Origin of the sequence: Dyadobacter sp. BE31, assembly GCF_031457695.1 — a bacterium.
Taxonomy (GTDB): Bacteria; Bacteroidota; Bacteroidia; order Cytophagales; family Spirosomataceae; genus Dyadobacter.
Window position 1 is genome coordinate 116,867 of sequence record NZ_JAVDXA010000001.1, and the last position, 24,777, is coordinate 141,643.

Annotated in this window: 29 protein-coding genes; 11 read left to right on the top strand and 18 right to left on the bottom strand. The window is 49.9% G+C overall.

Annotated features, from left to right (window positions below):
* Positions 1-23 precede the first annotated feature (23 nt).
* The 3 genes from J2Y43_RS00440 (at position 24) to J2Y43_RS00450 (ending at position 2,092) form a co-directional block, all read left to right on the top strand.
* A complete protein-coding gene (locus J2Y43_RS00440) occupies positions 24-518 on the top strand; it encodes a GNAT family N-acetyltransferase (protein WP_309981763.1) in 495 nt (164 codons plus the stop codon).
* A 289-nt stretch (positions 519-807) separates the two neighbouring features.
* Complete coding sequence (locus tag J2Y43_RS00445; RefSeq protein WP_309981762.1) at positions 808-1,047, top strand: hypothetical protein; 240 nt, start codon at positions 808-810, stop codon at positions 1,045-1,047.
* Positions 1,048-1,183: 136 nt separating this feature from the next.
* Positions 1,184-2,092 (top strand): NmrA family NAD(P)-binding protein, encoded by a 909-nt coding sequence (locus J2Y43_RS00450; RefSeq protein ID WP_309981761.1) that lies wholly within the window; start codon positions 1,184-1,186, stop codon positions 2,090-2,092.
* Here J2Y43_RS00450 and J2Y43_RS00455 read toward each other — a convergent pair.
* The 3 genes from J2Y43_RS00455 to J2Y43_RS00465 are packed head-to-tail and all read right to left on the bottom strand — an operon-like array spanning position 2,089 to position 3,729.
* Positions 2,089-2,940, bottom strand: a complete 852-nt coding sequence (locus tag J2Y43_RS00455; RefSeq protein WP_309981760.1) for an alpha/beta hydrolase — start codon at positions 2,938-2,940, stop codon at positions 2,089-2,091. The genes J2Y43_RS00450 and J2Y43_RS00455 overlap by 4 nt on opposite strands.
* Complete coding sequence (locus tag J2Y43_RS00460) at positions 2,937-3,407, bottom strand: SRPBCC family protein (protein ID WP_309981759.1); 471 nt, start codon at positions 3,405-3,407, stop codon at positions 2,937-2,939. Before J2Y43_RS00460 ends, J2Y43_RS00455 begins: the two co-directional genes overlap by 4 nt.
* Positions 3,397-3,729 carry a metalloregulator ArsR/SmtB family transcription factor gene (locus J2Y43_RS00465; RefSeq protein ID WP_309981758.1) on the bottom strand — a complete coding sequence of 111 codons (333 nt, stop codon included), beginning with the start codon at positions 3,727-3,729 and terminating at the stop codon, positions 3,397-3,399. The genes J2Y43_RS00460 and J2Y43_RS00465 overlap by 11 nt, the downstream gene beginning before the upstream one ends.
* Positions 3,730-3,943: 214 nt before the next feature.
* On the opposite strand from J2Y43_RS00465, the gene J2Y43_RS00470 reads away from it, so the two are divergent.
* The gene (locus tag J2Y43_RS00470; RefSeq protein ID WP_223406842.1) at positions 3,944-4,372 is read left to right on the top strand and encodes a VOC family protein; all 429 of its coding nucleotides are present in this window, start codon (positions 3,944-3,946) and stop codon (positions 4,370-4,372) included.
* Between the two features lie 72 nt (positions 4,373-4,444).
* Here the strand turns inward: J2Y43_RS00470 and J2Y43_RS00475 are convergent, their stop codons facing one another.
* On the bottom strand, positions 4,445-5,563 hold the full coding sequence (locus J2Y43_RS00475; RefSeq protein WP_309981757.1) for a S41 family peptidase: 1,119 nt from the start codon (positions 5,561-5,563) through the stop codon (positions 4,445-4,447).
* 98 nt (positions 5,564-5,661) lie between these two features.
* On the opposite strand from J2Y43_RS00475, the gene J2Y43_RS00480 reads away from it, so the two are divergent.
* On the top strand, positions 5,662-6,438 hold the full coding sequence (locus J2Y43_RS00480; protein WP_309981756.1) for a LytTR family DNA-binding domain-containing protein: 777 nt from the start codon (positions 5,662-5,664) through the stop codon (positions 6,436-6,438).
* Positions 6,439-6,639: 201 nt separating this feature from the next.
* Positions 6,640-7,791 carry a histidine kinase gene (locus J2Y43_RS00485; RefSeq protein ID WP_309981755.1) on the top strand — a complete coding sequence of 384 codons (1,152 nt, stop codon included), beginning with the start codon at positions 6,640-6,642 and terminating at the stop codon, positions 7,789-7,791.
* Between the two features lie 2 nt (positions 7,792-7,793).
* Here the strand turns inward: J2Y43_RS00485 and J2Y43_RS00490 are convergent, their stop codons facing one another.
* The 5 genes from J2Y43_RS00490 to J2Y43_RS00510 all read right to left on the bottom strand — a co-directional run bounded on the left by J2Y43_RS00490 (position 7,794) and on the right by J2Y43_RS00510 (position 15,033).
* A complete protein-coding gene (locus J2Y43_RS00490) occupies positions 7,794-9,206 on the bottom strand; it encodes a dienelactone hydrolase family protein (RefSeq protein ID WP_309981754.1) in 1,413 nt (470 codons plus the stop codon).
* A 135-nt stretch (positions 9,207-9,341) separates the two neighbouring features.
* Positions 9,342-12,152, bottom strand: a complete 2,811-nt coding sequence (locus tag J2Y43_RS00495; protein ID WP_309981753.1) for a VWA domain-containing protein — start codon at positions 12,150-12,152, stop codon at positions 9,342-9,344.
* 114 nt (positions 12,153-12,266) lie between these two features.
* Positions 12,267-13,076: a hypothetical protein gene (locus tag J2Y43_RS00500; RefSeq protein WP_309981752.1), complete on the bottom strand. Its 810-nt coding sequence runs from the start codon at positions 13,074-13,076 to the stop codon at positions 12,267-12,269.
* A 125-nt stretch (positions 13,077-13,201) separates the two neighbouring features.
* Positions 13,202-13,948 (bottom strand): LytTR family DNA-binding domain-containing protein, encoded by a 747-nt coding sequence (locus J2Y43_RS00505; protein ID WP_309981751.1) that lies wholly within the window; start codon positions 13,946-13,948, stop codon positions 13,202-13,204.
* Positions 13,945-15,033 carry a histidine kinase gene (locus J2Y43_RS00510; RefSeq protein WP_309981750.1) on the bottom strand — a complete coding sequence of 363 codons (1,089 nt, stop codon included), beginning with the start codon at positions 15,031-15,033 and terminating at the stop codon, positions 13,945-13,947. Before J2Y43_RS00510 ends, J2Y43_RS00505 begins: the two co-directional genes overlap by 4 nt.
* Positions 15,034-15,137: 104 nt before the next feature.
* Here J2Y43_RS00510 and J2Y43_RS00515 point away from each other — a divergent pair, with 104 nt between their 5' ends.
* Both J2Y43_RS00515 and J2Y43_RS00520 read left to right on the top strand, forming a co-directional pair.
* A complete protein-coding gene (locus J2Y43_RS00515) occupies positions 15,138-15,860 on the top strand; it encodes a DUF1080 domain-containing protein (RefSeq protein WP_309981749.1) in 723 nt (240 codons plus the stop codon).
* A 120-nt stretch (positions 15,861-15,980) separates the two neighbouring features.
* Positions 15,981-16,388 carry a VOC family protein gene (locus tag J2Y43_RS00520; protein WP_309981748.1) on the top strand — a complete coding sequence of 136 codons (408 nt, stop codon included), beginning with the start codon at positions 15,981-15,983 and terminating at the stop codon, positions 16,386-16,388.
* 54 nt (positions 16,389-16,442) lie between these two features.
* On the opposite strand, the gene J2Y43_RS00525 is transcribed toward J2Y43_RS00520, so the two are convergent.
* Both J2Y43_RS00525 and J2Y43_RS00530 read right to left on the bottom strand, forming a co-directional pair.
* The gene (locus tag J2Y43_RS00525) at positions 16,443-16,856 is read right to left on the bottom strand and encodes a hypothetical protein (RefSeq protein ID WP_309981747.1); all 414 of its coding nucleotides are present in this window, start codon (positions 16,854-16,856) and stop codon (positions 16,443-16,445) included.
* A gap of 79 nt (positions 16,857-16,935) precedes the next feature.
* Complete coding sequence (locus J2Y43_RS00530; RefSeq protein ID WP_309981746.1) at positions 16,936-17,439, bottom strand: DinB family protein; 504 nt, start codon at positions 17,437-17,439, stop codon at positions 16,936-16,938.
* Positions 17,440-17,653: 214 nt separating this feature from the next.
* Here J2Y43_RS00530 and J2Y43_RS00535 point away from each other — a divergent pair, with 214 nt between their 5' ends.
* Positions 17,654-18,394: an Error-prone repair protein ImuA gene (locus tag J2Y43_RS00535; protein ID WP_309981745.1), complete on the top strand. Its 741-nt coding sequence runs from the start codon at positions 17,654-17,656 to the stop codon at positions 18,392-18,394.
* An 87-nt stretch (positions 18,395-18,481) separates the two neighbouring features.
* The gene (locus tag J2Y43_RS00540; RefSeq protein ID WP_309981744.1) at positions 18,482-19,006 is read left to right on the top strand and encodes an energy transducer TonB; all 525 of its coding nucleotides are present in this window, start codon (positions 18,482-18,484) and stop codon (positions 19,004-19,006) included.
* 4 nt (positions 19,007-19,010) lie between these two features.
* On the opposite strand, the gene J2Y43_RS00545 is transcribed toward J2Y43_RS00540, so the two are convergent.
* The 7 genes from J2Y43_RS00545 to J2Y43_RS00575 all read right to left on the bottom strand — a co-directional run bounded on the left by J2Y43_RS00545 (position 19,011) and on the right by J2Y43_RS00575 (position 23,096).
* Positions 19,011-19,883 (bottom strand): alpha/beta hydrolase-fold protein, encoded by an 873-nt coding sequence (locus J2Y43_RS00545; protein WP_309981743.1) that lies wholly within the window; start codon positions 19,881-19,883, stop codon positions 19,011-19,013.
* A gap of 31 nt (positions 19,884-19,914) precedes the next feature.
* Positions 19,915-20,313, bottom strand: a complete 399-nt coding sequence (locus tag J2Y43_RS00550) for a VOC family protein (protein WP_309981742.1) — start codon at positions 20,311-20,313, stop codon at positions 19,915-19,917.
* Positions 20,313-20,915: a hypothetical protein gene (locus tag J2Y43_RS00555; RefSeq protein WP_309981741.1), complete on the bottom strand. Its 603-nt coding sequence runs from the start codon at positions 20,913-20,915 to the stop codon at positions 20,313-20,315. The genes J2Y43_RS00550 and J2Y43_RS00555 overlap by 1 nt, the downstream gene beginning before the upstream one ends.
* A 4-nt stretch (positions 20,916-20,919) precedes the next feature.
* Positions 20,920-21,531, bottom strand: coding sequence for a hypothetical protein (locus tag J2Y43_RS00560; RefSeq protein ID WP_309981740.1), 612 nt, complete (start codon positions 21,529-21,531; stop codon positions 20,920-20,922).
* 167 nt (positions 21,532-21,698) lie between these two features.
* The gene (locus J2Y43_RS00565) at positions 21,699-22,208 is read right to left on the bottom strand and encodes an SRPBCC domain-containing protein (RefSeq protein WP_309981739.1); all 510 of its coding nucleotides are present in this window, start codon (positions 22,206-22,208) and stop codon (positions 21,699-21,701) included.
* A gap of 1 nt (position 22,209) precedes the next feature.
* Positions 22,210-22,551, bottom strand: a complete 342-nt coding sequence (locus J2Y43_RS00570; protein ID WP_309981738.1) for a metalloregulator ArsR/SmtB family transcription factor — start codon at positions 22,549-22,551, stop codon at positions 22,210-22,212.
* Between the two features lie 101 nt (positions 22,552-22,652).
* Positions 22,653-23,096 (bottom strand): BRO family protein, encoded by a 444-nt coding sequence (locus tag J2Y43_RS00575; RefSeq protein ID WP_309981737.1) that lies wholly within the window; start codon positions 23,094-23,096, stop codon positions 22,653-22,655.
* Between the two features lie 147 nt (positions 23,097-23,243).
* Between J2Y43_RS00575 and J2Y43_RS00580 the strand changes: the two genes are divergently transcribed.
* Entirely contained in the window at positions 23,244-24,755 is a 1,512-nt protein-coding gene (locus tag J2Y43_RS00580) for a DNA polymerase Y family protein (protein WP_309981736.1), read from the top strand.
* Positions 24,756-24,777 lie beyond the last annotated feature (22 nt).

Consider the following 24,777-nt stretch of genomic DNA (forward strand, 5'->3'; position numbering starts at 1 on the left):
AAAATCCCATTTTACACTTCACAATGCAGTTTTATTCAGAACGTTTACGCTACGAAAAATTCACTCCCGACCATTTCGAAGACTACTTCCGGCTCGTCTCGCAACAGGATGTAATGCTCTACATCAGCGGTACCGGGCTCGACATGGAAGGCGCCCGCAAGAGATTTGAAAGATCACTCCATGCCGACGGCCAGCAAAGCGAAATGGGCTTTGTGGCTGTTTACGAACAGGTTACCGGTTTGTATATAGGCCTGGGTAAAATCGTGCCTTTCGAGGATGGTCTCACAGAGATTGGTTATGCGCTCCTGCCCGAGTTCTGGGGCAAAGGCTACGCGTCCGAAATCACGAGCCGGCTCGTTGCCTACGCCCGCGAATGCGGCAGCGTCGAATCACTCGTTGCCCTGGTAATACCCGAAAACCGGGCTTCCGTTAATGTACTTACCAAACACCAATTCCGCTTTTTCCGCGAAGTACCCGACGGCGATGTGATGCGGCATGATTACATTCTGGATTTGTAGCAAGGCGCATTGGTCCCACACAAAACCATTCTCCCGACTGGTAAGTAAGAGGTAGGCATGCGATAATCAACCATTGCCGATTGAAAAGTCTTGCGCTTTTTGACTTGTGCAGCCCCATATTTCTCTCGAATATGCGGCCACCTTTAATAAACGCAATGATTAATCATGAAAAAACTTGCAAGAAATGCCCTGTTATGGTGCGGATACGACGAAAGTCCCCGGATGCGGATTGCGTGCATAAAGGCGCCTAAGACAGGGCTTTTATCAACACCTTTAAACGCAATAAAATATGAATGCATTATTAACCTCCACTGGCCCGGAAGATCGCGTTTGCATGGCTTATGGCCAGGAAGTAAAATTGTTATTGAGTGCCGGTGATCCAGCATCCTGGGTAGATGACCTTTGGACGATTTACACCGGCTTCATGCTCGCACAGAAGGAGCTCGGCTATGACCCGCGCATTGCCGACACCTTTTGTTCATTTAGGGAGTTGCTGTTTTTCTTTGAAAGGGTTAAAGAAATCTCCTGATGCTGTTAGAAACGATTTGTACGGACGAACGACCCCGGAGAGGCCAATGCCTCTCCTTTTTTATTCCAATTGGCATAATTGTTTCCGCATCTCAAACCGGGCGTTAACCATGGAATAGTTACAGAAAAAGACACCAATGATCGGACAGCAATACACTACACCACAAACGATCGTCGTAGCCGGTGCGACGGGGCATCTCGGAATGCTGATCATCCAGGAACTCGTCACGCGGCATGCGCACGTAAAGGCGCTCGTGCGGAGAGATACGCCCCTGGCTAAGACTGCACCATTGGAAAAAGCGGGAGCCGTTGTGATTCCGGTCGATTATCAGAACACCGTAATGCTCACCGAAGCGCTTCGGAATGTACAATGCGTCGTTTCCGCATTATCGGGTTTGCAGGATGTGATTGTCGAAACGCAATCCGACCTGCTTAAAGCCGCTTTGAATGCGGACGTGCCGCGCTTCATTCCTTCCGATTATTGCATCGATTATACAAAACTGCCAAACGGCTCCAACCGTAACCTCGACCTCCGCCGCGCATTCGCGTCGGTCATCGACAACACGCCGATCCACACTACTTCCGTCCTCAACGGTATGTTTACGGACTTACTCAAAGATCAGGCGCCACTAATCCTTCCCAAACTGAGCCGCGTGATCTACTGGGGCGAAGCCGACCAGCCGATGGATTTCACCACCATGGCCAACACTGCCGCATTTACCGCTGCTGCCGCGCTGGACTCACAAGCACCGCGCTTCCTGCGCATTGCCGGCGAGGTAGCCTCCATCCGGGACTTGCAACGGGCAGCCAGCCAAGCCTTTGGAAAGGAATTTCGGTTGTGGAGGATCGGCGGATTGGGCTTTCTGGCGACGATGATCCGCATCATGCGCACCATTGCACCCGCCAGGGACGAAGTATTCCCGCCTTGGCAGGGCATGCAGTATCTGCACGATATGCTCAGCGGCTTACCAAAATTAGACCCGCTGGATAATGCGCGTTATCCGGAAATTAAATGGACGAAGATTCGGGAAGCATTGGTCGATTAGTGTCCTTCCAAAAACTCCTTCACCAGCGCCGCGGCGATTTCCGGCTGCTTGCTACCGGCCTTCGCAGTACAAATCTCGCCCAGCAATGCGCCATGTACGCCGGGGAGGATCACAAGCTCCGCCTTCGGTATCAGTTTCGAGATCTCGACAATATGCTCGGTCTTGATCACATCCTTGTCGCCCGACATAATCAATGCGGGCGCTTGTATGCGCGTGAGGTCGCTTTGGGGCCAGTCGGCGAAAGTCCGGCGGCGTTCGCGGTCTTTGTTGAACATCGTTTGGAGGCCCTTCGGATCGGGATTCACTTTGAGATAATACTCTTTCAAAGGTGCGGGCATATTATCCAGCGAAGCATTATCCATCATTTCAAAAAAGCCGTCGATCATCCCGGCGCGGGTGTAGTTGGAAGCCACGACGATGATCTTGTTGATCAATTCCGGATGACGACCTGCCAGCTGCATGGTCGTGCAGCCGCCGTCGCTGAAACCAAGGACATTTGCTTTCCCTACTTTCAGGTAGCGGAGCAATGCGGCCACATCGTCCGCATCCTGCTGAAACGACTCGGGCGCGTCGCGGTCGCTCGTACGCCCGTGCGCCTGCAACTCAACGGCGATAATCTTGCTGAATGCGGCGAGCATGGGCAGGATATTGCCGAATGTCGTTTCGATCGTCGAGCCGCCACCGTGAATGAGCACCAGCGGAATATCGCCGTCCCCGTAAACCTCATAATACATTTTCAGCCCGTTCACGGGCGCATAACCGGTTGTTTTGGTTTCCATAGGAGTTTGCTGTGCTTGAACGGATAAATGCAGCATTGCACCAAACAATGCAACGACCAGCGTTTTCATGACCGACTTGTAGCTTTCCTGCCTTCCAGATACACCGACAGCTTGTCGACATTCTGTTTCAAACCTTCGGCCGCATTGTTCGATTTCACGATACGGATCATCTGCTCGGCCGATTCGAAAAGCATATGCCAGCGCAGAAACGTTTCCTCACCCTGTGCCTCAAACTCAACCGTGGTCACGAAGCTGGGCGCAAAATGCTGGTATACAATCTTTTTTAAGGGAACAACTTCCTTGAATATACTCCTGTTCTGATAATCTTTTCCGTCGGGCCCGTGCATGACGAGCTCCCACACGCCACCCGGCACGAGGTCCATCGTCGTGATCGTGTTGGTAAAGCCGTTTGGCCCCCACCATTTCGCAATGTGCTCCGGCTGGGTCCATACCTCCCACACGAGCTCCACCGGCGCGTTCAGTTTGCGGGTAATGATCAGTTCACGGTCGTGGGTGCTGCTTTTTTCATTTTCCATATCGCTCTTTTTTTAGTTGTTCCAAATAGCTTTCCAAGGAATCCAGTTTGCTTTCCCAATGCTTTTTGTACTGCTCCACCCACATCGACACCTCGCTAAGGCTATCGAGCCGGGCCTCGCAAATGTGGTCCCTTCCCTCCTTCCGGATAAAAATCAGCCCGCAATCCGTCAGGATTTTGACATGGAGGGAAATAGCCTGGCGTGTCATATCAAACTGCTCGGCAATGGCATTCACATTCTGGGGCTGTCCGGCCAACATGCCGATGATCGCCCGGCGCGTGGGATCGGCAATGGCCTGATATACATCTCTTCGTGCTCTCATAATAGGCAAGTATTTGCTTGCAAATATATATGCAAGTATTTACTTGCGCAATATTTATTTGTTAATTTTGAAGTGTCAGAAAAAGGGCTTCAATTTGTCGCGACCGCCCCCTGTGAATGTCCGTTTTAGGGAGCATGCGTGACGGCGCAAGTCCATACTTTTGCATCTGTCAACAATCTAAAATCAAGTCCAATCACCTTTAAATCTTTTAGCTATGCCCAAAATCAATCCTTACCTCAACTTCGACGGAACTGCGGAAGAGGCTTTCAATTTCTACAAATCCGTTTTCGGTGGCGAATTCCGGGGTGTTCACAGAATGGACGGCGCCCCGGGAACTGAAAATCTGCCCGAAAATGAAAGAAACCGTATCATGCACATTGCTCTGCCAGTGGGCGATGAGTTGCTGATGGCATCCGACATTATGCCTTCCATGGGCCAGACGCTCAAAGTCGGCAATAATAATTACGTTTCCATTTTTCCTGACAGTCGCGAACAGGCCGATGAGTTTTTCAATGGCCTGTCGGCAGGTGGTACCATCGAAATGCCGATGGAAGACCAATTCTGGGGCGACTATTTCGGCGCTTTCCAGGATAAGTTCGGGGTAAACTGGATGATTAACTTCCCTGCGCAGCAAGGCGCATAATGTACAGTTGTAATGACGAAAGGCCGGTTCACGAAGATGCGAACCGGCCTTTTTCTATTGAAATACCCTGCATTACTTTCCTGTACTATCCCTTTTGGCATAACACCGCTGCACAAAAGCGACCCAATCGACTTCACCCACGGGAATACGCACGTGTGGTGCGAAGCCCACATTATCAATGCGGAATTCGCGCACCCAACCATTGCGGCCCCATGGAACGGCCAGATTGAATGTGCCGTCGCAGAGGTCGAAGTTCTGGTCGGAGCCGTAATCCATGACACCATGTGAATTGGTCCCGAAAAGTGTTACTTTTTTGCTTTGTTTACCCTCGTAAATAAAGAATTCCGTTGCGCTGCCGCAACCTTTATCCATCAGGAAGGCAATATGCTGCGGGTATGCCTTTGGGTCAATGTTGTAGGCACGTTGCAGATCCTCGCCATCGTTCACGAGTTTGCCCGGATTTTCTTTCACTGCTCTCAATAGCCGCTGCGCTCTCCCGTAATAAGGATTAGTTGTGTCTTTTTGCGATTTGAGCTCCTTTTCCATCGAGGAAATGTACTCACTGCTCGACCGGTAATCCCACGACGGATAAACGATGGGGTTCGTGTAAATCAACTTGGCCATTTCGTCGGAAGTGCCGGCATTACCACCGCCGTTGCCGCGCAGGTCAAATATCAGGTACGGCGTGCTCGCCAAAAGCGCCTTATTGGCGAGCAGGATGCTGTCAATTTGATTAACCTCCTGTTGGTTGAACACGCCTAATTTCAAATACAAAAAATCGGCGTTCAGCCTTTTAAACTGCACCAGATCCGTGCGCGATGCATTGGCCTTCCGGGCTGCCGTTCCGTCGTTTTTCCATCCCTGCCAGATCATAAAAACATGGCTATCCTTGAAAAAACCGGTATAGTCTTGCAGGATTTTAAGGCATTCGCCTTCCGTTTTTGCTCCGGGTGCGCGGTAGCGAAGGTCTTTAACCAGTTTATCGTAAGCCGGGCGTGTCTGTTCCGTTACCTTGTCGTCAAACCCGGCGTAAATGCGGCTTACCTTGTCGATGGCCTGTTCCAACATCTCTTCACAGCCGCATTGGGCTGTCAGCAACTTCGATTGCGCATTATCGGATTGCGCGATGGCAGGACTCATCCGGACCAACAGGCCCAGGATGCAGATTTTGAAAAAACGAACTGATTTCATTGCGTCAGGTGATGTAACTGTTTTTGATTTAAATGAAAAGGTTTGCTACTTTCATGCGGTTACCTTCGGCCGTGAGACGGCCACAAATCCAGTCCCGCATGTCCCAAACACTTCGCTGCGCCATTATCGAAGACGAGCCATTGGCGCAGGAACTGCTAGAAAAATATGTCCGCCGCGTTTCGTTTCTGAACCTCGCAGGAACGTTCGACGACGCGATCGCCGCATTTACAGAATTGCCCGCATTGGCGCCTCATATTATTTTTCTGGACATTAATATGCCTGAAATGACCGGCATCGAGTTCCTGAAAGCTCTGCCCGTGCCGCATCCGGTTGTGATCATGACCACCGCGAACCCGAACCACGCACTCGACGGCTTCGAGCTCGGCGTGGCCGATTACCTGCTGAAACCCATCACTTTCGACCGTTTCCTGAAAGCCATTGGCCGCGTTCGCGAACGATTTCCGGCGATGGCGGAGGTTTCTGAAAAGCCAGTGCCTCAGGCCGCTTCATCAATGGCAATTCCGCCTCAGGAGTCCCCCGTAATCGAGTCCGGCTTTGCCTATTTCAAAACCGACAAGCGCCTTGAACAGGTACTTTTCTCAGATATCGAGTATGTAGAAGCCCTGGGCGATTACCTGCGTATTTTCCTGTCCGACCGGAACATCGTTACGCATTTGACAGTCAAGAAATTGCTCGAAATACTGCCTGCCGGACTTTTCGTCCGCATTCACCGGTCCCATATCGTCCAGCTTCAACATATCCGGAGCATGGAGGGCAATATGCTCCGTTTGTCGTCCGGGAAGGAGCTGCTGATCGGCCCAAATTACCGGGATGAAGTTCGGAGCCTGATGAAAAAGTGGCTTGCCAATTCCTGACATTCGTATGTTTTCAGCGGGATTCAAATGCAAAACGAAGGTATCGCTCCGCCATCAGCTTGCTGAATTTATTCGATGAACCTGCCTATGTTTTCGTTAAAGACCTGCTTTGCATTTTGATCGAAAATCCGGCGGCATTTGTCGAAACAATGTGCCGGGCATCATCGATAGAAGGTAATTTAGCATGCATTCAAAATCGCTATGGCTCAACGCGTACTGACCCTTATTACCGACGAAACCCGCTACCGCGGCGTTACCCGCATTGCATTCCATGGTCTGCTCATATTCGGCGTATTTCTGCTGATCATTTCCGCCTATCTCCCATGGTTTCTCTACCCGGCATCCCCGCTGAATCTGCCATTCAAAACATATGCGGGGCCAATTTTGAGGGATGTATTTTGCGTGATCGTGCAATATTATATGCTGGTGTACCTGGTAAAGCACTATGCGCGAAAGCCGTGGGTACTTATTCCGGGATTGGCAGCCTACTACTTTGTGGTGTTTACCTGCTACTATTATGCGTCCTACGTAGTAAAGCACTACTTCGGTTTACCGGATGATTACACTGGTTCTATTAACCACTTCGAACGGCTGTCGTTCAGGGAAGCGTTGTTCCATCCCATCACCTTTTTCCACTTGTTGTTCATTATTGAAAGGGCATTTTATCCGCTCGCAGCAAGGTTACTGATCGAGATTTACCGACGGCATGTGCGCAATCTCAAATTGGAACAACAATACACACGTCTCGAACTGGACTTCCTCAAAAGCCAGATCAATCCGCATTTCCTGTTTAATGTATTGAACAGCATTTACGTACTTACCGAGGAAGACAACCCACGTGCGGCCCGCATCGTAGACCAACTTTCGGCTATGATGCGGTATTCGCTATACGAAACCGACGGAGCCCTCGTGCCGCTCCATAAAGAATTATCATTCATCCGCGACTACGTCGGACTGGAAGAGCTGCGGACCGCCAAAAGATTACAACTAGAACTGGTGCTCCCCACCCTAGCCAGTGGAGATTTACAGATCGCGCCATTCATTCTCATCGCTTTCGTGGAGAATGCATTCAAGCATGGCGTGCACAATACTACGCGGAAATCGTGGGTAAAACTTGAAATCCGTTTGGAAGATAACGATCTGACTTTAATGATCAGCAACCAGAAGACGCCGAATGCTTCGCAGCAAACGGGGGGAATTGGTTTACTGAATGTCCGAAAACGGCTGGATGCATTATATCCCGGCCACGAACTCGCAATCCTGGACGAGGACGGAGCTTATCATATTCATTTAAAAATAAGGTTAACCAAAAGTACCAGGACCAGCGACATTCCTTCCCACACACTCGCCTGAGGCTATTCCTTATGCTGCGCAAACATCCATTCCATGATTCCCTCCTTTCTCACATTATCCCAGATCCCATGCCCGGCAAACTCATATTCGGTGTATTTCGGGTGACCGCCGGCTTTACGGATCGCAGCGATCATCTCGCGCGAATGCTCTACCGGTGCCAGCTTGTCGCGGGCGCCATGAAAAGCCCAAACCGGCACATTCACGAGCTTCGGCCCATATTTCGGCTCGCCTCCACCACAAATGGGCACCGCCGCGGCGAACATTTCGGGATGAGCGCTAATGAAGTGCCACGAGCCATAACCGCCCCCGGAAACCCCGAGGACATAAATGCGTTTAGGGTCGATCGGCAGCCGCCCCTGCAATTCCCGGATTGCCCTGAAAACGAGCGAGTCGACACTTGCATTCCCATATGCGCCGCTGAAACCCATACCCTGCGGGCACTGCGGCATGAAAATGAATGAAGGGTACCTGGTTCTGTTACCCTGTTCCATCAAAAAAGGCGCCGGATCGGCCGACAACTGCCGGATATTATCCCTCCCGTGCGCGCCGCCATGGTGCAGGCACACGATCAGCGGATATTGCTTGGTCGAATCATAATCGAGCGGTTTAAGTAAGCGATAACCGAGCGAGTCGCCGCTTTTATCGATAAAATGATGGGGTTGCACAAGTTTTGCGCGGCGCACTTCGGTAGTCGACGGTTTATAAGGCATGCTGTACCTCCATGCTTCCACCGAAAAATTGAAGCCCAAAAACAGCAGCCCGAGGAACGCGGCCAGTTTCAGGAGTGCGGGAATGGTTTGGGCCGGCCGGTTGTCGGTGACCGTCAAACGCTCGTCTTCCCGATAAAAATGGACAACAATGCAGAACGCCGCGGTCAGTTCGAAGAACGAAACCCATCGGCTCAGCTTGTCGATCAATATCTTTGTACTGCCTTCACTGACCTGAAAGTAGAGAAAGAATAAAATCGTCAGCAAAAGCGAGAAAAACACCGTCAGGATACCACCCAGCCGTAGCCACCTGTTTTCTCCTGCCTTTGTAAATACCAGGCTCAATCCCCAAAGTACTGACGTTCCGAAAAGAATGGAAGCTACCTCCCGATAATGTTCCTGATAGAACACGCGAAATTCCCGGTTGAGGATCAACAAATAGTGAAATAACACAGCTATACATGAAGCCACACACGCGATCGCAGCCAGCCGGTACTCCCGATGCAACAGATAGCGGACCATCGCTCCATTGGTAACCACAAACACGCCAAGAACCAGCCAAAACCAGCTATTGAATGATTCCAGGCTCATCATCGCGGACCCGATAACCAGCAACGCCACCGACTGGATTGCAGAAACAACAATCAGGATCGATAAAAAGAAAATAATAAAGGAATAGAAATCCTTGCTGAGCGGCTTGGGGTTCATCAGAGCAGGCGTTTTGGTGAAGGAGTTGTCGCAAGTATTCCAAGAAAGAAAACTTACTCCACGATTTCACTTTCTCTTACACGATCGGTTACATCTGCATTTAGATGGGTAACCCTGCCAGAAACATTCAGTTAATCACTTACCAGCCAGCTTCTTCGCCTGTGCTTCCAGGATCAGCTGCAAGTCAGCGCTCGCGTCGGTTACGTGGGCGTAGGAACCCATGCCCAGTTCGCTTAGCTTTTTGAGCTTCTGCCCGGTATGCTCGTTGCGCCCGAAGGTAAAAACGCTCAGATAGACGTCCTGCCGGGCATTTTGGCGGATCATATCCACCACCTCGTCGCTCACGGGGAACTCGCCGTCGGTAGCGAGCACAATGCGGTTATTACCAGCGCGGATGTATTGTTTGTTGGCGGTTTTGTAGGCGAGTTTAATGCCCTCGTTACCATCCGTATCGCCATCGGATTGCAGCAGGTCTATCATCCTTGCAATTTCGGATGCTTTGGCGCCGGAAGTCGGCTTCAATACCACCCTCGCCTTGCCGGAATAAAGCACGATCGAAATCATATCCTCGGGCCGTACGAGCGTCAGCAGCGATTTAATGGAGCGTTTCAGCAGCGGCAATTTGTAAGGGGAGTTCATCGACGACGATACGTCGAGCAACAGCACCATATTGTTCGGGGCGAAGCCTTCGAGCGAACGGGTAACGTTTTGCAGCTGCGCATTGCGATCTACATACACGGTATCTACACGTACGCGCTCCACGTACACGGTATCGCGCTTCACCTGTGCAACAGGCAGAGGCGCGCCCTCATTTGCGACTGGGCGCGTATCCTGGCGCACAGGAGGCTTCGGTGCGCCAGATATCTCACTATTGCTGGTTTGAACCTGCGCTATGGCTTCGGCCGGCTTTTCCACTTTGGGCTTATCCACTTTCGGCTCCTCCACTTTCGCCGGCGGCGCACCCGGTTTCTGGGGAGTCGTCCGTCGGAAAGCAAAAACATCGGGCTGGTTAATCATTTTCAGGAGCCCGGCCTTCGAAAGTTCTATAAAGTTGTTATACTCATAAACCAGCTCGTTGTTATAGAAGTAGTAAAACGACTCATAGGGATGCGCCGCATAACCCGATGTAGCCGGCTTGTATTTCCGCACACTTTCGGCAAACCGGCCCGCATTGGCGCCGAGATCCTCATAAGGCGTATACGGACAAAGCCCGTTATTCCGCCCGTAGCGTTGCAGTCCCTTCATGTTTTTGTATTCGTCGGCGATCAACTGGCGGCTATCGGCTTCCAATCGGTCGGTTTCCGGCAGTTTCGAAGCTTCACCTTTCAGGTAATCCCGCATCCCAAACATTACGTCATGGCCGTTATCCATCGTTTTCAGCATGGCGCTACCTGCAATGTACCACGAGCTGGTGGGTGTTGCATTGGGATAACTTTCGTGAATGCGGCGGACGTCGTTATATAGTTGCTCTTTCTTTTTATCCAAAACATCGAAAAGAACGAGGTAGCGATCGAGAATGGCATCGGAGCGTTTGAGCTGGTCTTGCAGGTATTGTTTTTCAGAAGTATAGCGGATCAGTTCGATGCTCAGACCGTCCATTTCCTGTAAAACATTCATCAGCACCTCCGCCTGGCCGGTCACCGACTTGCGGTAAGGCTCCGGAATGACCGTGCTAGCGCTCAGCAGCAAGGTATATTCGGAAGAAGGCAGTTTAAAATCCTCATGTGAGTAGCTAAGATTAGCCCGCTTTTGTGCCTTGGCCGGGTCACGGTAGTATTCGGCTGAACTTTGATAATTACGGACGATCATTTGCAGCGAATGCATTTGCCGCAGCGACTCGTTAATCCAGTCCACATATTGATTTAAAGTCTTAACCACCGCCGCGCTGGCGGGTGCAGTCGCTTTTTTAACATTCAATGGCTGAAAAGATTTGTCCTGAAACGGCGGGGTACTTTTGCTGGCGGGGGCGACATCAGCCGAGCCTTCCGCTTTTATGACCGGGCTGAAAAACGGATAATTCAGTAACAAATGTGCCGGCTTGCTGTACCCGACAAATGCCTTGTGAAATTCCAGCATATCGTGGTTGAACTGCTCCACCAGCGACAAATACACCGCATTGCCGTGCTCCGCTGACTGTTGCGCCGCGAAATTGTGATCGTCGAGCGCCCGCCGTTTGATATCCTGCATAGAAGCCAGCGCCGACTTGAAGCTTCCCACCATATCCGACGCCGGATACTGTAACTGAGAAGCTGTATTGCCAATAGTCGCCAGCGCCTTTTCATCGTCGAGCATGCTCTGCCGCACTAACGCAACGGGCCATTCGGCCTTATTTGCTTCATTCAGATAGTAAGGTAATGCGTCCAGCAAACGCTGCTGGGCGGTGATCACCTCGCCCATGGCCTTCTCTGTTACAATATAAGGATCAGTAGCCGGGCGATTTTGAACGCCCGTGTAAACCTGCCTGATTTGAGTGTACAATGCATTTTTGTCGTGTGCATAGCGTTCAAATAGCGACTGTATTTCCGCAATCAGCGAATCAGATTTTTTCAGGTTGTCGCGTTCGTAATCTTTCAAACGTACATAAGTTTCGAGCGTTTTGCAGGTTTCATCAAGCTTGTTGAGCCCGTTCCATACGTTTTCCAACCCTGCATTCAACTGCTTGCGTTTGCCCGCTTCAACGCCCAGGCCATGAAATGCCTTTTTGTAATAATACTCCTCCAATGGCCCCGACGACGGCAGCCGCAAACCATAATCCGGCTTTTTACGGTAACGGGTCACGTCGTCCTGATAATCACGAAGCATTTTAAACCGGCGGATAACTTGTTCCGACGACTGGCTCAAAAATTCGATATAATGGTTCAAGGAAGTCTGCGGCGCTTCCTGCTGCGCGGCAACCGGACTGATAGTGAATGCAAAAAGAATAAGCAGGGTGAAGAATCGCCTCATACGTAAACTACTGGAAGTATGTGTGTTATCGAATGCACGAAGGTCGGGATTTTTACCCGAAAATCGGTGAAACACCTACTTCCGTAAAATAAGTCACACGTATAAAGAGCGGGTCTATACAGCCAAATGCTGCGTTTGCTGGCCGCCCGATTGTAGGTAGCCGGTGAGTTCCGTAATGTCGATTTTCAGCATCCTGCTTTTGAAAAGGTCAGCCTTGTATTTAAAAATGAAGTTACGCAGCGACATCCCCGTCTGGTTGAGCACGCAGAGATTGGCGACGTCTTCCGAAATATTGAAGCGCATGAGCAGTTCAGGCACGCGGATATTTTTGTTCTGATGCAATTCCTGCCGCAGGTAGTCGATAATGGCACCGGCGAGGCGTTGGCGAGAAGTAGCTTCTTCCACTTTTCTACTCTCGAAATTATTTCTCGCCAATATCGTGACAATCAAATCAATACTCCCGCGAATGAGCTTATTATGCGAGGTCGGCTGCTGGGTTACTTCGAAAAGGATCTGGTTGATCAGGTAGGTTATCGTCTGGGCGTCGCGCTCGTTTTGCAGAGGTTTGCCCTGGGTAAGGCGTAAGCCGTCGCAGAGGTGTTCGGCTTGTTTGTAAATGTCGGCAAAATCAGGACTGAACTCCTTTTTCTGCAAAAAATCTTCGGAAAGCCAGGTATCAAACGCGATGAGAAAGATTTCGGCGCTGCTGTCTTCCTGGAATATCGGATGCTGACCGGGGCGAAGCAGAATAACGCCGTGCTCGGCGTAATCATGCAATTTCCCGTCGAGACTGAAATGCCCCTCCCCGCTGCGGATAAATAGAATGCGATAATGCGGGGTCAGATCATTGTGGGTTTCCCAAACACGGGTCTTGCTTTGAAGTACATGGTACTTCTTATGGGCATTAAATTGAATTACTGACATAACACAAACCTCCTGCTGTTTGAACCCAATTTGGTCAAGCCACATTTGGAATGAAAATGCAAATCGCGGAACGCCCGTTTTCCGGGGCTGAAACGGCAATTTTAAGTGCAGAAGTAAACGCCAGGTTATTTTCCCAACCAGTTTTTGAACTCCGTCATACGCTCGGAACTCACATAAGTTTCCTGCGCAGCAGCCGGATTTAAATCAATTTTCAGCTTTCCGGCCGACATCGCATGCATTTCACGGATCGCATGGAGAGATAGCAGCATGGTACGGTTAATGCGAAAAAACTCGGCGGGGTCGAGCATTTGCGAGAGCTTTTCCAGACTGTATTCCACCGCAAAATGCCGGCCATCGTACAGCCGCATGAAAGTGGCGCGTTCTTCGATTGTGAAATAGGCGATTTCAGATGTTTTGAATGTAAACATCCTCGTGCCGGCGCTCACCAGGAAACGGTCTTTGTATTTCTCCGGTGAATGCATGATCTCCTCGGCCGGTGGGCCGCCACTTGCCCTGATCCTGCGAAACTTGTTCAGCGATGCCTGCAATTCGAGCGGATTAATGGGTTTCAGCAGGTAGTCGATACTATGCACCTTGAATGCACGCAGGAGGTAATCGTCGTATGCCGTTGCGAAAATAACCGGGGTCATGAGCCCTTCGCTTTCAAGGATTTTGAAACCGTTGTCGTCTTCGAGGTGAATGTCGAGAAAAATAAGGTCTGGTTGCGTATTATCCTTGTTTTGTAAATAAGCAATGGTTTCGAAAACCGACGGAATGATACCCAGCACGCGAGTGGAAGGATCTATATTACGGATCAGGTTTTGCAGGCGTTCGGCACTCAGTTCCTCGTCCTCGACAATCAGTACATTCATGATAGTAATGGTATTTTCACTGTAAAATGGGTGGCCGTCTTGTCGATCACCACATCCTTATCCTGCAACAACCTATATCGGCTGATAATGTTTTTTAAGCCAAGACGCGTTGTAGGCTGGTCTTGTTGCCTCAATTGCAAAGGATTACTGACCACAAGCATCTGATCCACAATCTGAATGCTGATTATCAAAGGGTTAAGCAACGACATCGTATTATGCTTTACCGCATTTTCCACCAACAACTGTAAAGTCAGCGGGATAATGGAATACCGCTGCTGGTCCGCTGGCGACAGCGACGAATCGAGCACGACCTTTTCTTTGAAACGCGTCCGCAGCAGGTACATATAAGTATCGAGAAACTTCATTTCCTCCTTCAAACTGATCTTGTCCAGCTCCGATTGTTCCAGAATATAGCGGTACGCCGACGACAGCTCCTGTATGAACTCCCCCGATTGCTCCGGCCGCGACTCCACCAGCGAAGACAGCACACTGAGGTTATTGAACAAAAAGTGCGGGCTGACCTGGTTTTTCAATGCCAGAAAACGTGCATGCATATTCTCCTTTTCAAGCCGCTCGGAGTCGACCAGCAGCTTTTTCATCTTTTCCTGCACCTGGTTGCTCACGCAGAGGTAATAGGCGGCAATGAGCGCGAGGATCGTGAGCGCCTGCCCTGCACGCCAGCGCGTATACATGAGGTCGCGCACGCGAAAGTCCGACAGTGAAGGACGCGGCAACGGGTTCCACAAATGGCTCATCAGCCCCCAGGTACGCGCCAGGATCATATTGAACAAAAATGCAAGCAGCACGGCAGGTACCAATGCAATGAGCTGGTCGCGGATGCTGAATGCGGGCGATTTGTCGGTGCCAGTGAGCGAGGCCTGTTTTCTCAGGAACCAGTCCATCAGGTAAATCCAGGCGGTATAAAAAACGGTACTGATCACGATTTCCAGCCCGAAAAGCGGCAGGTTGCGCGGGATGGTGTGCCAATATTGCTGGGGGACATTTATGTACGTTCGGAGCGGAATGTATACCAGTGCAAGGGCGAAACCCAGCAGCCATTTTTGCCCGAAAAGATAAGGCCGCATAGTTAAGAGGTCAGTTAGGATGCCCAAAAATAAGGTAATTTCATGAAAATTTATCAGTATTTTGCAAGAGTCAAATCCATCAAAAACACTTAAATCTGCCCCCTATGACCCGTTTTTTCGTTAGCGCAGTGGCTGTGCTCATTTCCCTGAACGCCTACTCGCAAGCCCTCAACACCCTCACCGCAACTGAAAAGAAAGAAGGTTGGAAATTGCTGTTCGACGGCAAGGACCTGAAAGGATGGCATGCCTACAATGGCAAGACTCCCGGCTCCGCCTGGCTGATCGAGGATGGCGCCATTAAACTGAATGTACCCGAAAGAGCTGGTAACAAGGCCAAAAACGGGGGCGACATCGTGATAGACGATGTCGTAAATGGCGATTTCGAATTCAAAGCAGAATGGAAAGTGAGCAAATATGCCAACAGTGGTATTTTCTTTTTTGTACAAGAATCCCCTACCTACAAAAACATGCACGACACCGGGCTGGAATTACAGGTGATCGACGATAAAATTTATGAAGGTGCCAAAGAAAATACACACCGCGCGAGCGACTTTTTCGGTGTAGCGAATGCCCGCCTGCGCGAAGGCAATCCGCAGGGAGAATGGAACAAGATTCATTTCATCGTCAAAAAAGGCAAATTGACCGTGTACCAAAACGAGTTCATGGTTCAGGAGCACGACCTCAACGGCACCGACTGGAAGCAGCGCATTGCCAACAGCGGGCTCAAAGCCGCGCCGATTTCCAAAGGCAATTACAAGGGGCGCATAGGCTTGCAGGATTGGGGCAGCACGGTTTGGTACCGCAATATCAAGTTGAGAAAACTGTAAGCATAGGGCGCTGTCGCATTGTCCCCCTTTGGTTGTCCTGTTAGCACCCGCGTGCATTGTTCATGCCGGATTAACTTTGTGATTGTAACACTCATACAACCACCATAATAACTAAGCACAATGGAAAAGGCCGTATTACACCCGTATCTGATGTTCGAAGGCAACTGCCGCGAAGCGATGGAATTTTACAAAGGTATTTTCGGCGGTGAGCTGAACATGATGACTTTCGGGCAAGTAGATAACAGCTGCCCGGCCGCCATCCGCGATCATATCATGCATGCGTCGCTCATGGGTGGAGAAATCGATTTTATGGCTTGCGACACGCCAAAGCCCGGCCCGCTTGGAGGAGACAAGATCCAGCTTTCGCTCAGCGGCTTCGACGAGGCCAATCTCCGCAATAAATTCGCGCAGCTCAGCGAAGGGGGCACCATTACCGTACCCATGGAGAAACAAGTCTGGGGCGACATTTTCGGCGCCTTCAAAGACAAGTACGGGATCGACTGGATGATCGACGTGCGGGCGCAATAGGCCATGCGAAGCATTTCGAAAGCCGGGGTTCATTTACGAAGCCCGGCTTTTTTATTAGCCATCCTTCAAAAAGCGCTCTTGCAAATACCAGCGGGCGCAGGAATCACCGTCCATCCTGCGCACAAAGCTGAAATACATATCCGAAGGGCATCCGTAAGCGCCCACAAACATGACCCCAATTTTCGGATATTTCCGCACAATACTATCCGGCACCACCAGCTGATTAGACGTCGTGCTCGCGTAATAAGGCACGTACGTCTGCGCGCCCGAAGTATCCTTCAACGGCGCCAATACCCAATCGAGGGCTATGGAAGAAGGCGTATCGGCTGTCAGCAAAAGCCCGGCGGTACCCACATAACAATCGGACGAAACCGCCACCTGCTCTACCGGCACGCAGTTATCACGTTTATCCACTTTCTTTTCGGAACAGGCCAATGCAATGGTGGCGAGGGCCAGGAGTTTTTTCATAGGAATAGCAGCTTTAACGTTTGCCATGGCTTTCTATGCCATGGTTGTTATTTGCTAAAAGCCATTATCCTATCCCTCCTTACCTATTCAGGATTGCCCGGATCTGTTGCAGATGATTAATATCATGCCCTGCATAATACAACGTAATATCACGGATACTTTCCTTACCCCTTTCGGCATGTATCCCAAAATAATCCCATTGGTGGGGTTCCAACAGGCGTAACAATTGCAGATTTGCATAGCGCAATCTGGTAAACAACATCAGGGAATCATCAACCGGGATTTGTCCATACTTACCTCGCACCGCCCATTCAGCCTGATCGAACGCTTGGATGTATATACCCGGTGCGCTCAAAATCATTCGGATGCGGTAAGCTCCCACCAACTCATCATCAGCCAGATGCGCCACGATTTCGTTAACTGACCATTTGTTTGGTGCAGGCCGGACGTTTAATTGATCAAGATAAGCCCCTTTTATCAGTGTTTCCAGAATGTCAGGCATTTTTTCCAGCAATGCCATAGGCTCCTGCGATTGCACATAGCCTATTATTCGCTTTTTGTATTCCTCAAAAGATTCAGTCATGATATCTGGGATAAATCATTGCTTCAAGTTCGCGCTTTTGGGTGATAAAAAACGCTTATGTCGACAAAACACCATTTGTAGTAGACAAACGAACTACCCAGACGCTTTCGAAACATTTAAATCCGCTTTTGTTGCCACAAGTGCACAATAATAGTTATTTTTGAGATCTAATTATTGATATTAAAAATATCAATAAACTACTCAAACGTTCCTTATGGCTCTCCCATTCCTGAAAAACGGTATGTTTAACAGGTTGCAAGAAGATATTCTTGCATTGCAGGGATTTCGTGCGCCTGTTGGGGCCAGGAAAATTGATTTCGGGCTAGGGGTTATGGATGCCTCCTTCCCCAATCATACGTTCCCTACCGGAGCGGTACATGAATTTATCAGCAGCGATCCTGAAAGTGCCGCGGCGACAACTGGCTTTATGGCAGCACTGCTGGGGAAATTGATGGGGGAATATGGTATATGCCTGTGGATCGGTATACGCCCCATTGTGTTCGCGGCGGCGTTGAAAGCATTTGGCGTGGAGCCGCACCGCGTTATTTTCATCGACCTCAGTAAAGAAAAGGATGTAATCTGGGCCGTGGAAGAAGCATTGAAATGCGAATCGCTGGCGGCAGTGGTCGGGGAGCTTCGCGAAATTACTTTTACGGAATCCCGACGCCTGCAACTGGCCGTGGAGCAAAGCCGGGTTACCGGTTTTCTGCACCGCTGCAATCCCCGCGCTGTAAATACCCTCGCCTGCGTATCGCGCTGGCAGGTAACCCCTATGCCCAGCCAACTGGAAGTAGGGATGCCCGGCGTGGGGTATCCGTGCTGGCGTGTGCAGCTGCAAAAAATCCGGAATGGAGAGCCGGGAGAATGGGATATGCAATGGGCAAGCGGGCAGTTCGAATACCTCGCAAAAGAGGTTGCAGAAACCCCACCGGTTTACTTGCGGCAAACCGGCTAATCGAAATGCGCACAAGTTTATTTTAATTATTTAATTTATATATATAATTTTATTTTATACTTATAAATTAAAAATTGATCGCTAGCCATGACGAGTTATTTACTGCTTCCATTTGCCTTCGTTTTTCACGCGGCACTGCTGACTTGCGAGAAACCAGCCCCCCATGTCGCCGGAAACAAAGCAATTGACTCAACCAACATCATCATCGAAGAACAATCCATACCCAAGGGCGAATTCTACGATGATATGCCCAATGCTTTTGACGGAGAACTGATCATGGTTCCCGAAGACTTCGTGCCTATCGATGTGGATACGCAGCCCCAGTTTCCCGGCGGGCAAACCGCACTTCAAAACTACATGGACAAATACCTCGAAATACCACGCGCAGTCCAACGCCTGAAACTAAACGGTAAAGTATACACGTCGTTCATTATTACTGAAACGGGCGAAATAAAGGAAGCCACAGTAGTAAAGAGTTTGCAGTACAATTGCGACCAGGCAGCATTGACGCTGATTAACGACATGCCCAAATGGAAACCGGCAGTCAAAGATGGCATACCAGTGAGTATCAGGCATTATCTCGAAATACCCTTCGATTACCGCAGCCACTAGGTCATTATTTCCCTATTTGTCTCTTAAAAAACTTCCACGACTCCTCGAACATATCGAAATCCGTCACGAACTCGTGCTTGCCGTTGACTACTTTCAGCAACGTCACCTCTGGCTTACCCTTCTTTTGATAAGTATATTTCTCCACAGTGATATTGTTCGAAGTATCGCCATCGGGCATGATGGATTTCACCGGCTCACCGGAATATCCGTCGAGCTTTGCCCAATATTGGAATGACTGATCCGTAGACCGTACTTTCCCCAGCGTGACGCCCGGCGTTGTTACCTCACCTCCATTGTAAGGATTCGTCTGATCCGCCGTGCCATTGGTGATCATAACCGGAAGCGGCACATTCATGGCCGTGCAATCCATATTCTCATCGGTAGGGAGGTTGGCCACGATCGCCGAAACGGCCCGGATTTTTCCGGGCATCGTAAGCGCGAGCTTGTACGCCATATGTCCGCCCCCCGAAAAGCCCGTCGCGAAAACCTGCTTTTTATTGATTTTATATTTTGAAGCAAAAAGGTCTATCAATGCATTGAAAAAAGCTTCCTCGTTCAGATTCTGCGTGTTCGCTACCGCCGTGGATGCCTTCCGACATTCGTTCCAATACTTTTTGTACCCGCCCGGATAAACCACCAGCACATTCTCCGATTCCGAAAGCGATTCCAGCTTCGCGCCCCGGCGCGCAAAACCCAACGGCTCCCCACCGGATCCATGCATAACAAACACCATACTAGCCCCAGGCTTCACTTTAACAGATGGATTATAGGCATACACCCGGTAATGCCCATCGATTAATAGTGAATCCAGTACGTGCTGGGCATTGGCGGAAAACGCAACGAGGATCAGGAACGCGGAAAATAGCTGCTTGAACATGGACGATGAAATTGAATTTTGTTCATGCAAGTTACATAATCCTGCTTTCAAACATCCACACATGCCCGAATGGATCCACAACATCGCCTTGCCGGTAGCCATAGTCGTAATCCTGCGCCGGCGAGGTAACTTTTGCCCCTGCGCCCACCGCTCTTGCCATGTAAGCATCCACATCGTCCACGAACAGACCTATCGTCACCGTCGATCCCTGATGACGCGATGGGCTAAATAAAGCAGGATTCCGCGTCTCCTCATGCAAATGAAATACCGCGCCGTTGATCGAAAGCTCCGAAACATGAATGGTGCCATCGTCGTTGCTGAAACGGCGAAGCTCAACCGCACCAAGGCCATTAATGTAAAAATCGACATCCCTCACGCCATTCGGAATGTAAAGTTCGGGAGCAAAAGTTGGGGTAGTTGTTTCCATCATTACTTCTTCAACATTCGTTCGATAGCCTTCAAAACCGCCTCCCGGTTCTTCGCGGCTTTAATAAATTGCGGAAGCTTCTCGACCATGGTCGTAATGCGCATCGTTTGCCTCTCCCGCAGCTTTGCGGTCACGTAATTACGAATTTCGAGTAAATGCTCCTTGTTACCAGCCCAAAGCGTATCGCCTTTGATATTTTCCTGAAACCAAAGCCGCAGGCCAAATACCGGATCCGTCAACCTTTCGGAGCTATACTTCAACCGATAGGGCACATTATTAGGCTTATACACTTCGGGGACATGGCAGTGCGGGCAAGAGTATTTCAGCTCCGTCACTTTGTCCCGGTTATTCGGAATACTCACCTCGATGGACCCTCCACAATGGCCGCAAGCACGACTAACTGTTGCCGTGTAGCGCAAACGCTTTTGGGCAGTTTCCAAATAGTTGCAATGATGGCACGACAGTTTGTCGTCGCCGATCCCCACCAGGTCCTTCTTAATCACCCGCGCTGCTTTGGCACATTTCGGGCATTCCACCCAAAATTCCTTTGCATATGCATAACGCGTCGTCGGCGGGCCTACGTAACGGATAGCTTCGCTTTCCATGTCGTTATTTCTTAATGGTAATCTCGGGAACAGATGTCTTTGCGACCTCAGCAATCAACGTCTTCCGTTCAGTTTTTAGCCGGGTCAGGAATGGCTGAATGTCCTTGCCATAAGCGCGGTTACTGAGTGCATAAAGCAATATACCTTTTTGCCCCGACTTCGCCGTAATCGCTTTGAAACGGTACACATCGTATTCATAAATACTTTTCGAATCATCGGCCGCCGTCTGCCCGAGCAAGCAATCGATGATCTTCTCGCCGGTAGCAGCATTACCGATCACTTCATAATTGACATTGAGCGTCTTTTTCAACTGATCCAGTTCACGAAGCTTGGTACGTACTGCATCATCCACACTCGCCGTTGCCACTACAAAATCAATCGTAATCATTGATTTGTAATTTGGAAAATCATCACCAGCCACCAGGTATTCCTGTTTATAAAGAGAAGCATCCGGATGCGAAGACCATTTTAATGGGTAGCTCTTTTTTTGAAATACAATAGGCCCGGGGATACCCATGTAATTAACCGCTGGCTTGCTGTTCTGGCCAAAACTTTGAACCGAGGCCAACAGCAGAGAGGCTATGACGAGGGTAATCGATTGGAGAATCATTTTCATGCGTGTATGAATGATGTGCGAAACAAGAATGTGATGTCTGGCTCACTGTTGAACCGGACTGCAAACTTAGGATGTCATGCAACCAAACGCAATGTACACAGGACTACAACCGCATTATAACACTACTGATTTACAATAATTTGAGTTAACGGCGCATTCAAAAGGCATTACCCCTGCACCTCGGCAAGGTAAGTATCCAATTGTCCCCAGGTACCTTCGTAGCCCTGATTCATGCTGGCGTTAAGATCTGCGAAAGTTTTTTCCTGCTCAGGAGTAGCATTTACGGGCTCGGCATGGAGAGTCAGCGTGGTAATGCCATTGGTTTCGCTCAATGCAATACGGTTATGCACTTCCAATGGAAAATCGATTGGAAAGGGTGACGAACTGATATTACCCTCCGGATCGGTGAAAGAGCTTAGAAATTCAATGGAATCCGGTTGATGGATTTTCTGATAGCGGAAAAGCGCCCACATGAGCAACCCGTTGTTATCCAGCTTGTAGTGGGTCCTTCCACCTTCTCGAAAATCGAAACTCAGCACCGTGAGTGTGGATCCCGCCGGTCCCCACCATGCCGCGAAGGCTTCCCGGGAAGCGAAAGCGTTGTAAACCAATGACTGCGGCGCTTTGAATTGGCGTACGATTTTTAGTTCTGCTTTTGGTGTTACCTGGTTTTCCATGTTATTGATCGGATTGATTGTTGTTTTGAATTCGGTTCAGATAATGATCGAGAGAATCGAACTGCGTATTCCAGAACTGCCGGTATTGGTCGACCCAGGTAGACACTTCCTTCAAAGCATCCAGCTTCGCCTCGCAATACCGCTCCCTCCCCTCCTGCCTCACCATCACCATCCCGCATTCCATTAAGATCTTAATGTGCTGCGAAACAGCCGGCCTGCTGATCGAAAAGTTCTCAGCAATGGCATTCAGGTTCATCGATTGATAGGCGATCAGGTTAATGATCTGCCTACGCGTGGGATCTGCAATCGCCTGAAAAACATCTCTTCTTGCTTCAACGGACATATATGTAAGTATTTGCTTACGCAATGTTAAATGTAAGTATTTACTTACGCAAATTTTCGAAGCAGAATTTTCCAAAAGTTTATCAATTCATGAAAATCAGGCTATTTGAGGCTTGTCAGCTCACCTCGCAAGAAAATTCGCTTTTCATCCTCCGTATTCAGCCTGTTGTATTCCTCCATTTGCCGGATTTCCTGCAAACGGGTTTGTACAGCGAAGTAAGTCTGTCCCAGGGCAACTACTTCTTTCGCCGGATCGGCATTCTGGACAATGAGGTAGCAAGCGTAGCGGGATAACCTGGCGCTTTCTAATTCTCGGCTCGCACCTGAACCGATTACAACCATTTCGTGCAAATGCACGAAATGGTTTTCGACTAGCTGACCACTTTGTTTACAGGCCTCTTTGGCCTTTTTAATAACAGGTTTGAAATGACGGTACTCCGTGTATTCCAGCATTTTTGCCAAATCTCTGGCGCTCCAAAACTCATTACCGTTATCGTCGGATTTTCTGATTTGCTCGAAGAGCGTGGGGGCTTCTTGTGAGGTCATACTATTCAAATTTTAGGTGTGTAAAATCATTTCAACAAAGCAAAAAAATTGCTGGCAATTTTCAAAGCGTTTTGATATTATTGTAACCTAATTTAAGATATTTATAATATCAAAACACAGCAACCACTTCATCAACAATACATTTAAATGTCACACAGATTCATCTCCATATGGTTTCCAAACCTGGCGACGGACCATCAGATTCGGGTGCGGCCAGAGCTGTTCGGCCTTGAATTTGCGCTTGCGGCACCCGAACGCGGACGGATGGTAGTGACCGCCGTAAGTGCCGAAGCTGGTGCATTAGGCATTGAAACCCGGATGGTCGTGGCGGACGCCCGGGCCATACTTCCTTCGCTGGTAGTGCTGGACGATGACCCGGAAGTTACGAGGCAGGCATTGCACGCCCTGGCCGAGTGGTGCCTGCGCTACACCCCTACCGTCGCGCTCGATGCACCGGATGGCCTTATCCTGGACGTGACCGGATGTGCGTACCTGTGGGGTGGCGAGCACGCATATATGCACGACCTTATCACCAGGCTCAGCGATGCCGGATACACGATACGTGCGGCAATGGCCGACACGATCGGAACAGCATGGGCGCACGCGCATTTCGGGCGCCAGGGCACCATTGTCCCGAGTGGGGAACAGCGCAATGCATTACTCAAACTCCCTCCTGCCGCGTTACGCCTGCCACCTGAAACCTTGGAGAAAATGCAGAAGCTGGGGTTTTATACCATCAACAGCTTTATACAGATACCTGCCAGAATGCTGCGCCGGCGGTTCGGAGAGGATTTGCTGGAAAAATTGAATAAAGCAGTCGGCTCCTCGCAGGAATTCATCGAACCTATCCGGCAGGCTATCCCCTACCAGGAACGGCTCCCCTGCCTGGAACCCATTGTAACGGCCACAGGCATTGAAATAGCATTGCAAAAACTATTGGAAATGCTTTGTGCCCGACTCGTAAAAGAGGGAAAGGGGCTACGCAAAAGCGTTTTGAGCTGTTTTCGTGTGGATGGTAAAACGCAGCAAATCGATATTGTGACGAACCGCGCTTCACATCACGTAAAGCACCTTTTCAGGCTTTTTGAGCTGAAAATCAAAACCATCGCACCCGGCTTCGGCATCGAATTATTCCTGCTTGAAGCGCCAGAGGTAGAAGATATGGACGCTTCACAGGAGACGATCTGGGACACAACGGGCGGTTTTGAAAGTGCGGCCATTACCGAATTGCTCGATGCTGTTATGGGGCGAACGGGCACAGAAACGATTCACCGGTATCTGCCCGACGAACATCACTGGCCGGAAAGGTCCGTCAAAACAGTGACTTCCCTGCGTGAGAAACCAAAAACAACCTGGCGTACCGACCGGCAAAGGCCTGTTTTCCTGCTTTCTAAACCTGAAAGCATCGAGGTCACCGCGCCCATACCCGATTACCCGCCTACGCTTTTTGTATACAAGGGGAAGGTTCATTATATAGATAAATCGGAAGGCCCCGAACGCATCGAACAGGAATGGTGGCTGCAACAGGGCCTGCACCGCGACTACTACACGCTGGAAGACCGGGAAGGACAGCGTTACTGGGTTTTCAGGCTTGGCCCGTACTCCGAAGAGGAGAACAAAGAACGTCCGGAATGGTTTATTCACGGCTTTTTCGCCTGACGGTCAAACTGTTTGCGCGAAT

Coding starts and splice junctions, on each gene's coding strand:
- J2Y43_RS00510 (WP_309981750.1), bottom strand. CDS start 15,033: ATGCGGCCTTATCTTTTCGGGCAAAAATGGCTGCTGGGTTTCGCCCTT.
- J2Y43_RS00470 (WP_223406842.1), top strand. CDS start 3,944: ATGCCCAAAATCAATCCTTACCTCAACTTCGACGGAACTGCGGAAGAG.
- J2Y43_RS00535 (WP_309981745.1), top strand. CDS start 17,654: ATGGCTCTCCCATTCCTGAAAAACGGTATGTTTAACAGGTTGCAAGAA.
- J2Y43_RS00495 (WP_309981753.1), bottom strand. CDS start 12,152: ATGAGGCGATTCTTCACCCTGCTTATTCTTTTTGCATTCACTATCAGT.
- J2Y43_RS00560 (WP_309981740.1), bottom strand. CDS start 21,531: ATGAAAATGATTCTCCAATCGATTACCCTCGTCATAGCCTCTCTGCTG.
- J2Y43_RS00445 (WP_309981762.1), top strand. CDS start 808: ATGAATGCATTATTAACCTCCACTGGCCCGGAAGATCGCGTTTGCATG.
- J2Y43_RS00555 (WP_309981741.1), bottom strand. CDS start 20,915: ATGGAAAGCGAAGCTATCCGTTACGTAGGCCCGCCGACGACGCGTTAT.
- J2Y43_RS00580 (WP_309981736.1), top strand. CDS start 23,244: ATGTCACACAGATTCATCTCCATATGGTTTCCAAACCTGGCGACGGAC.
- J2Y43_RS00480 (WP_309981756.1), top strand. CDS start 5,662: ATGTCCCAAACACTTCGCTGCGCCATTATCGAAGACGAGCCATTGGCG.
- J2Y43_RS00460 (WP_309981759.1), bottom strand. CDS start 3,407: ATGGAAAATGAAAAAAGCAGCACCCACGACCGTGAACTGATCATTACC.
- J2Y43_RS00440 (WP_309981763.1), top strand. CDS start 24: ATGCAGTTTTATTCAGAACGTTTACGCTACGAAAAATTCACTCCCGAC.
- J2Y43_RS00575 (WP_309981737.1), bottom strand. CDS start 23,096: ATGACCTCACAAGAAGCCCCCACGCTCTTCGAGCAAATCAGAAAATCC.
- J2Y43_RS00450 (WP_309981761.1), top strand. CDS start 1,184: ATGATCGGACAGCAATACACTACACCACAAACGATCGTCGTAGCCGGT.
- J2Y43_RS00525 (WP_309981747.1), bottom strand. CDS start 16,856: ATGAAAAAACTCCTGGCCCTCGCCACCATTGCATTGGCCTGTTCCGAA.
- J2Y43_RS00565 (WP_309981739.1), bottom strand. CDS start 22,208: ATGGAAAACCAGGTAACACCAAAAGCAGAACTAAAAATCGTACGCCAA.
- J2Y43_RS00465 (WP_309981758.1), bottom strand. CDS start 3,729: ATGAGAGCACGAAGAGATGTATATCAGGCCATTGCCGATCCCACGCGC.
- J2Y43_RS00550 (WP_309981742.1), bottom strand. CDS start 20,313: ATGATGGAAACAACTACCCCAACTTTTGCTCCCGAACTTTACATTCCG.
- J2Y43_RS00540 (WP_309981744.1), top strand. CDS start 18,482: ATGACGAGTTATTTACTGCTTCCATTTGCCTTCGTTTTTCACGCGGCA.
- J2Y43_RS00500 (WP_309981752.1), bottom strand. CDS start 13,076: ATGTCAGTAATTCAATTTAATGCCCATAAGAAGTACCATGTACTTCAA.
- J2Y43_RS00490 (WP_309981754.1), bottom strand. CDS start 9,206: ATGAACCCCAAGCCGCTCAGCAAGGATTTCTATTCCTTTATTATTTTC.
- J2Y43_RS00505 (WP_309981751.1), bottom strand. CDS start 13,948: ATGAATGTACTGATTGTCGAGGACGAGGAACTGAGTGCCGAACGCCTG.
- J2Y43_RS00455 (WP_309981760.1), bottom strand. CDS start 2,940: ATGAAAACGCTGGTCGTTGCATTGTTTGGTGCAATGCTGCATTTATCC.
- J2Y43_RS00515 (WP_309981749.1), top strand. CDS start 15,138: ATGACCCGTTTTTTCGTTAGCGCAGTGGCTGTGCTCATTTCCCTGAAC.
- J2Y43_RS00485 (WP_309981755.1), top strand. CDS start 6,640: ATGGCTCAACGCGTACTGACCCTTATTACCGACGAAACCCGCTACCGC.
- J2Y43_RS00520 (WP_309981748.1), top strand. CDS start 15,981: ATGGAAAAGGCCGTATTACACCCGTATCTGATGTTCGAAGGCAACTGC.
- J2Y43_RS00545 (WP_309981743.1), bottom strand. CDS start 19,883: ATGTTCAAGCAGCTATTTTCCGCGTTCCTGATCCTCGTTGCGTTTTCC.
- J2Y43_RS00530 (WP_309981746.1), bottom strand. CDS start 17,439: ATGACTGAATCTTTTGAGGAATACAAAAAGCGAATAATAGGCTATGTG.
- J2Y43_RS00475 (WP_309981757.1), bottom strand. CDS start 5,563: ATGAAATCAGTTCGTTTTTTCAAAATCTGCATCCTGGGCCTGTTGGTC.
- J2Y43_RS00570 (WP_309981738.1), bottom strand. CDS start 22,551: ATGTCCGTTGAAGCAAGAAGAGATGTTTTTCAGGCGATTGCAGATCCC.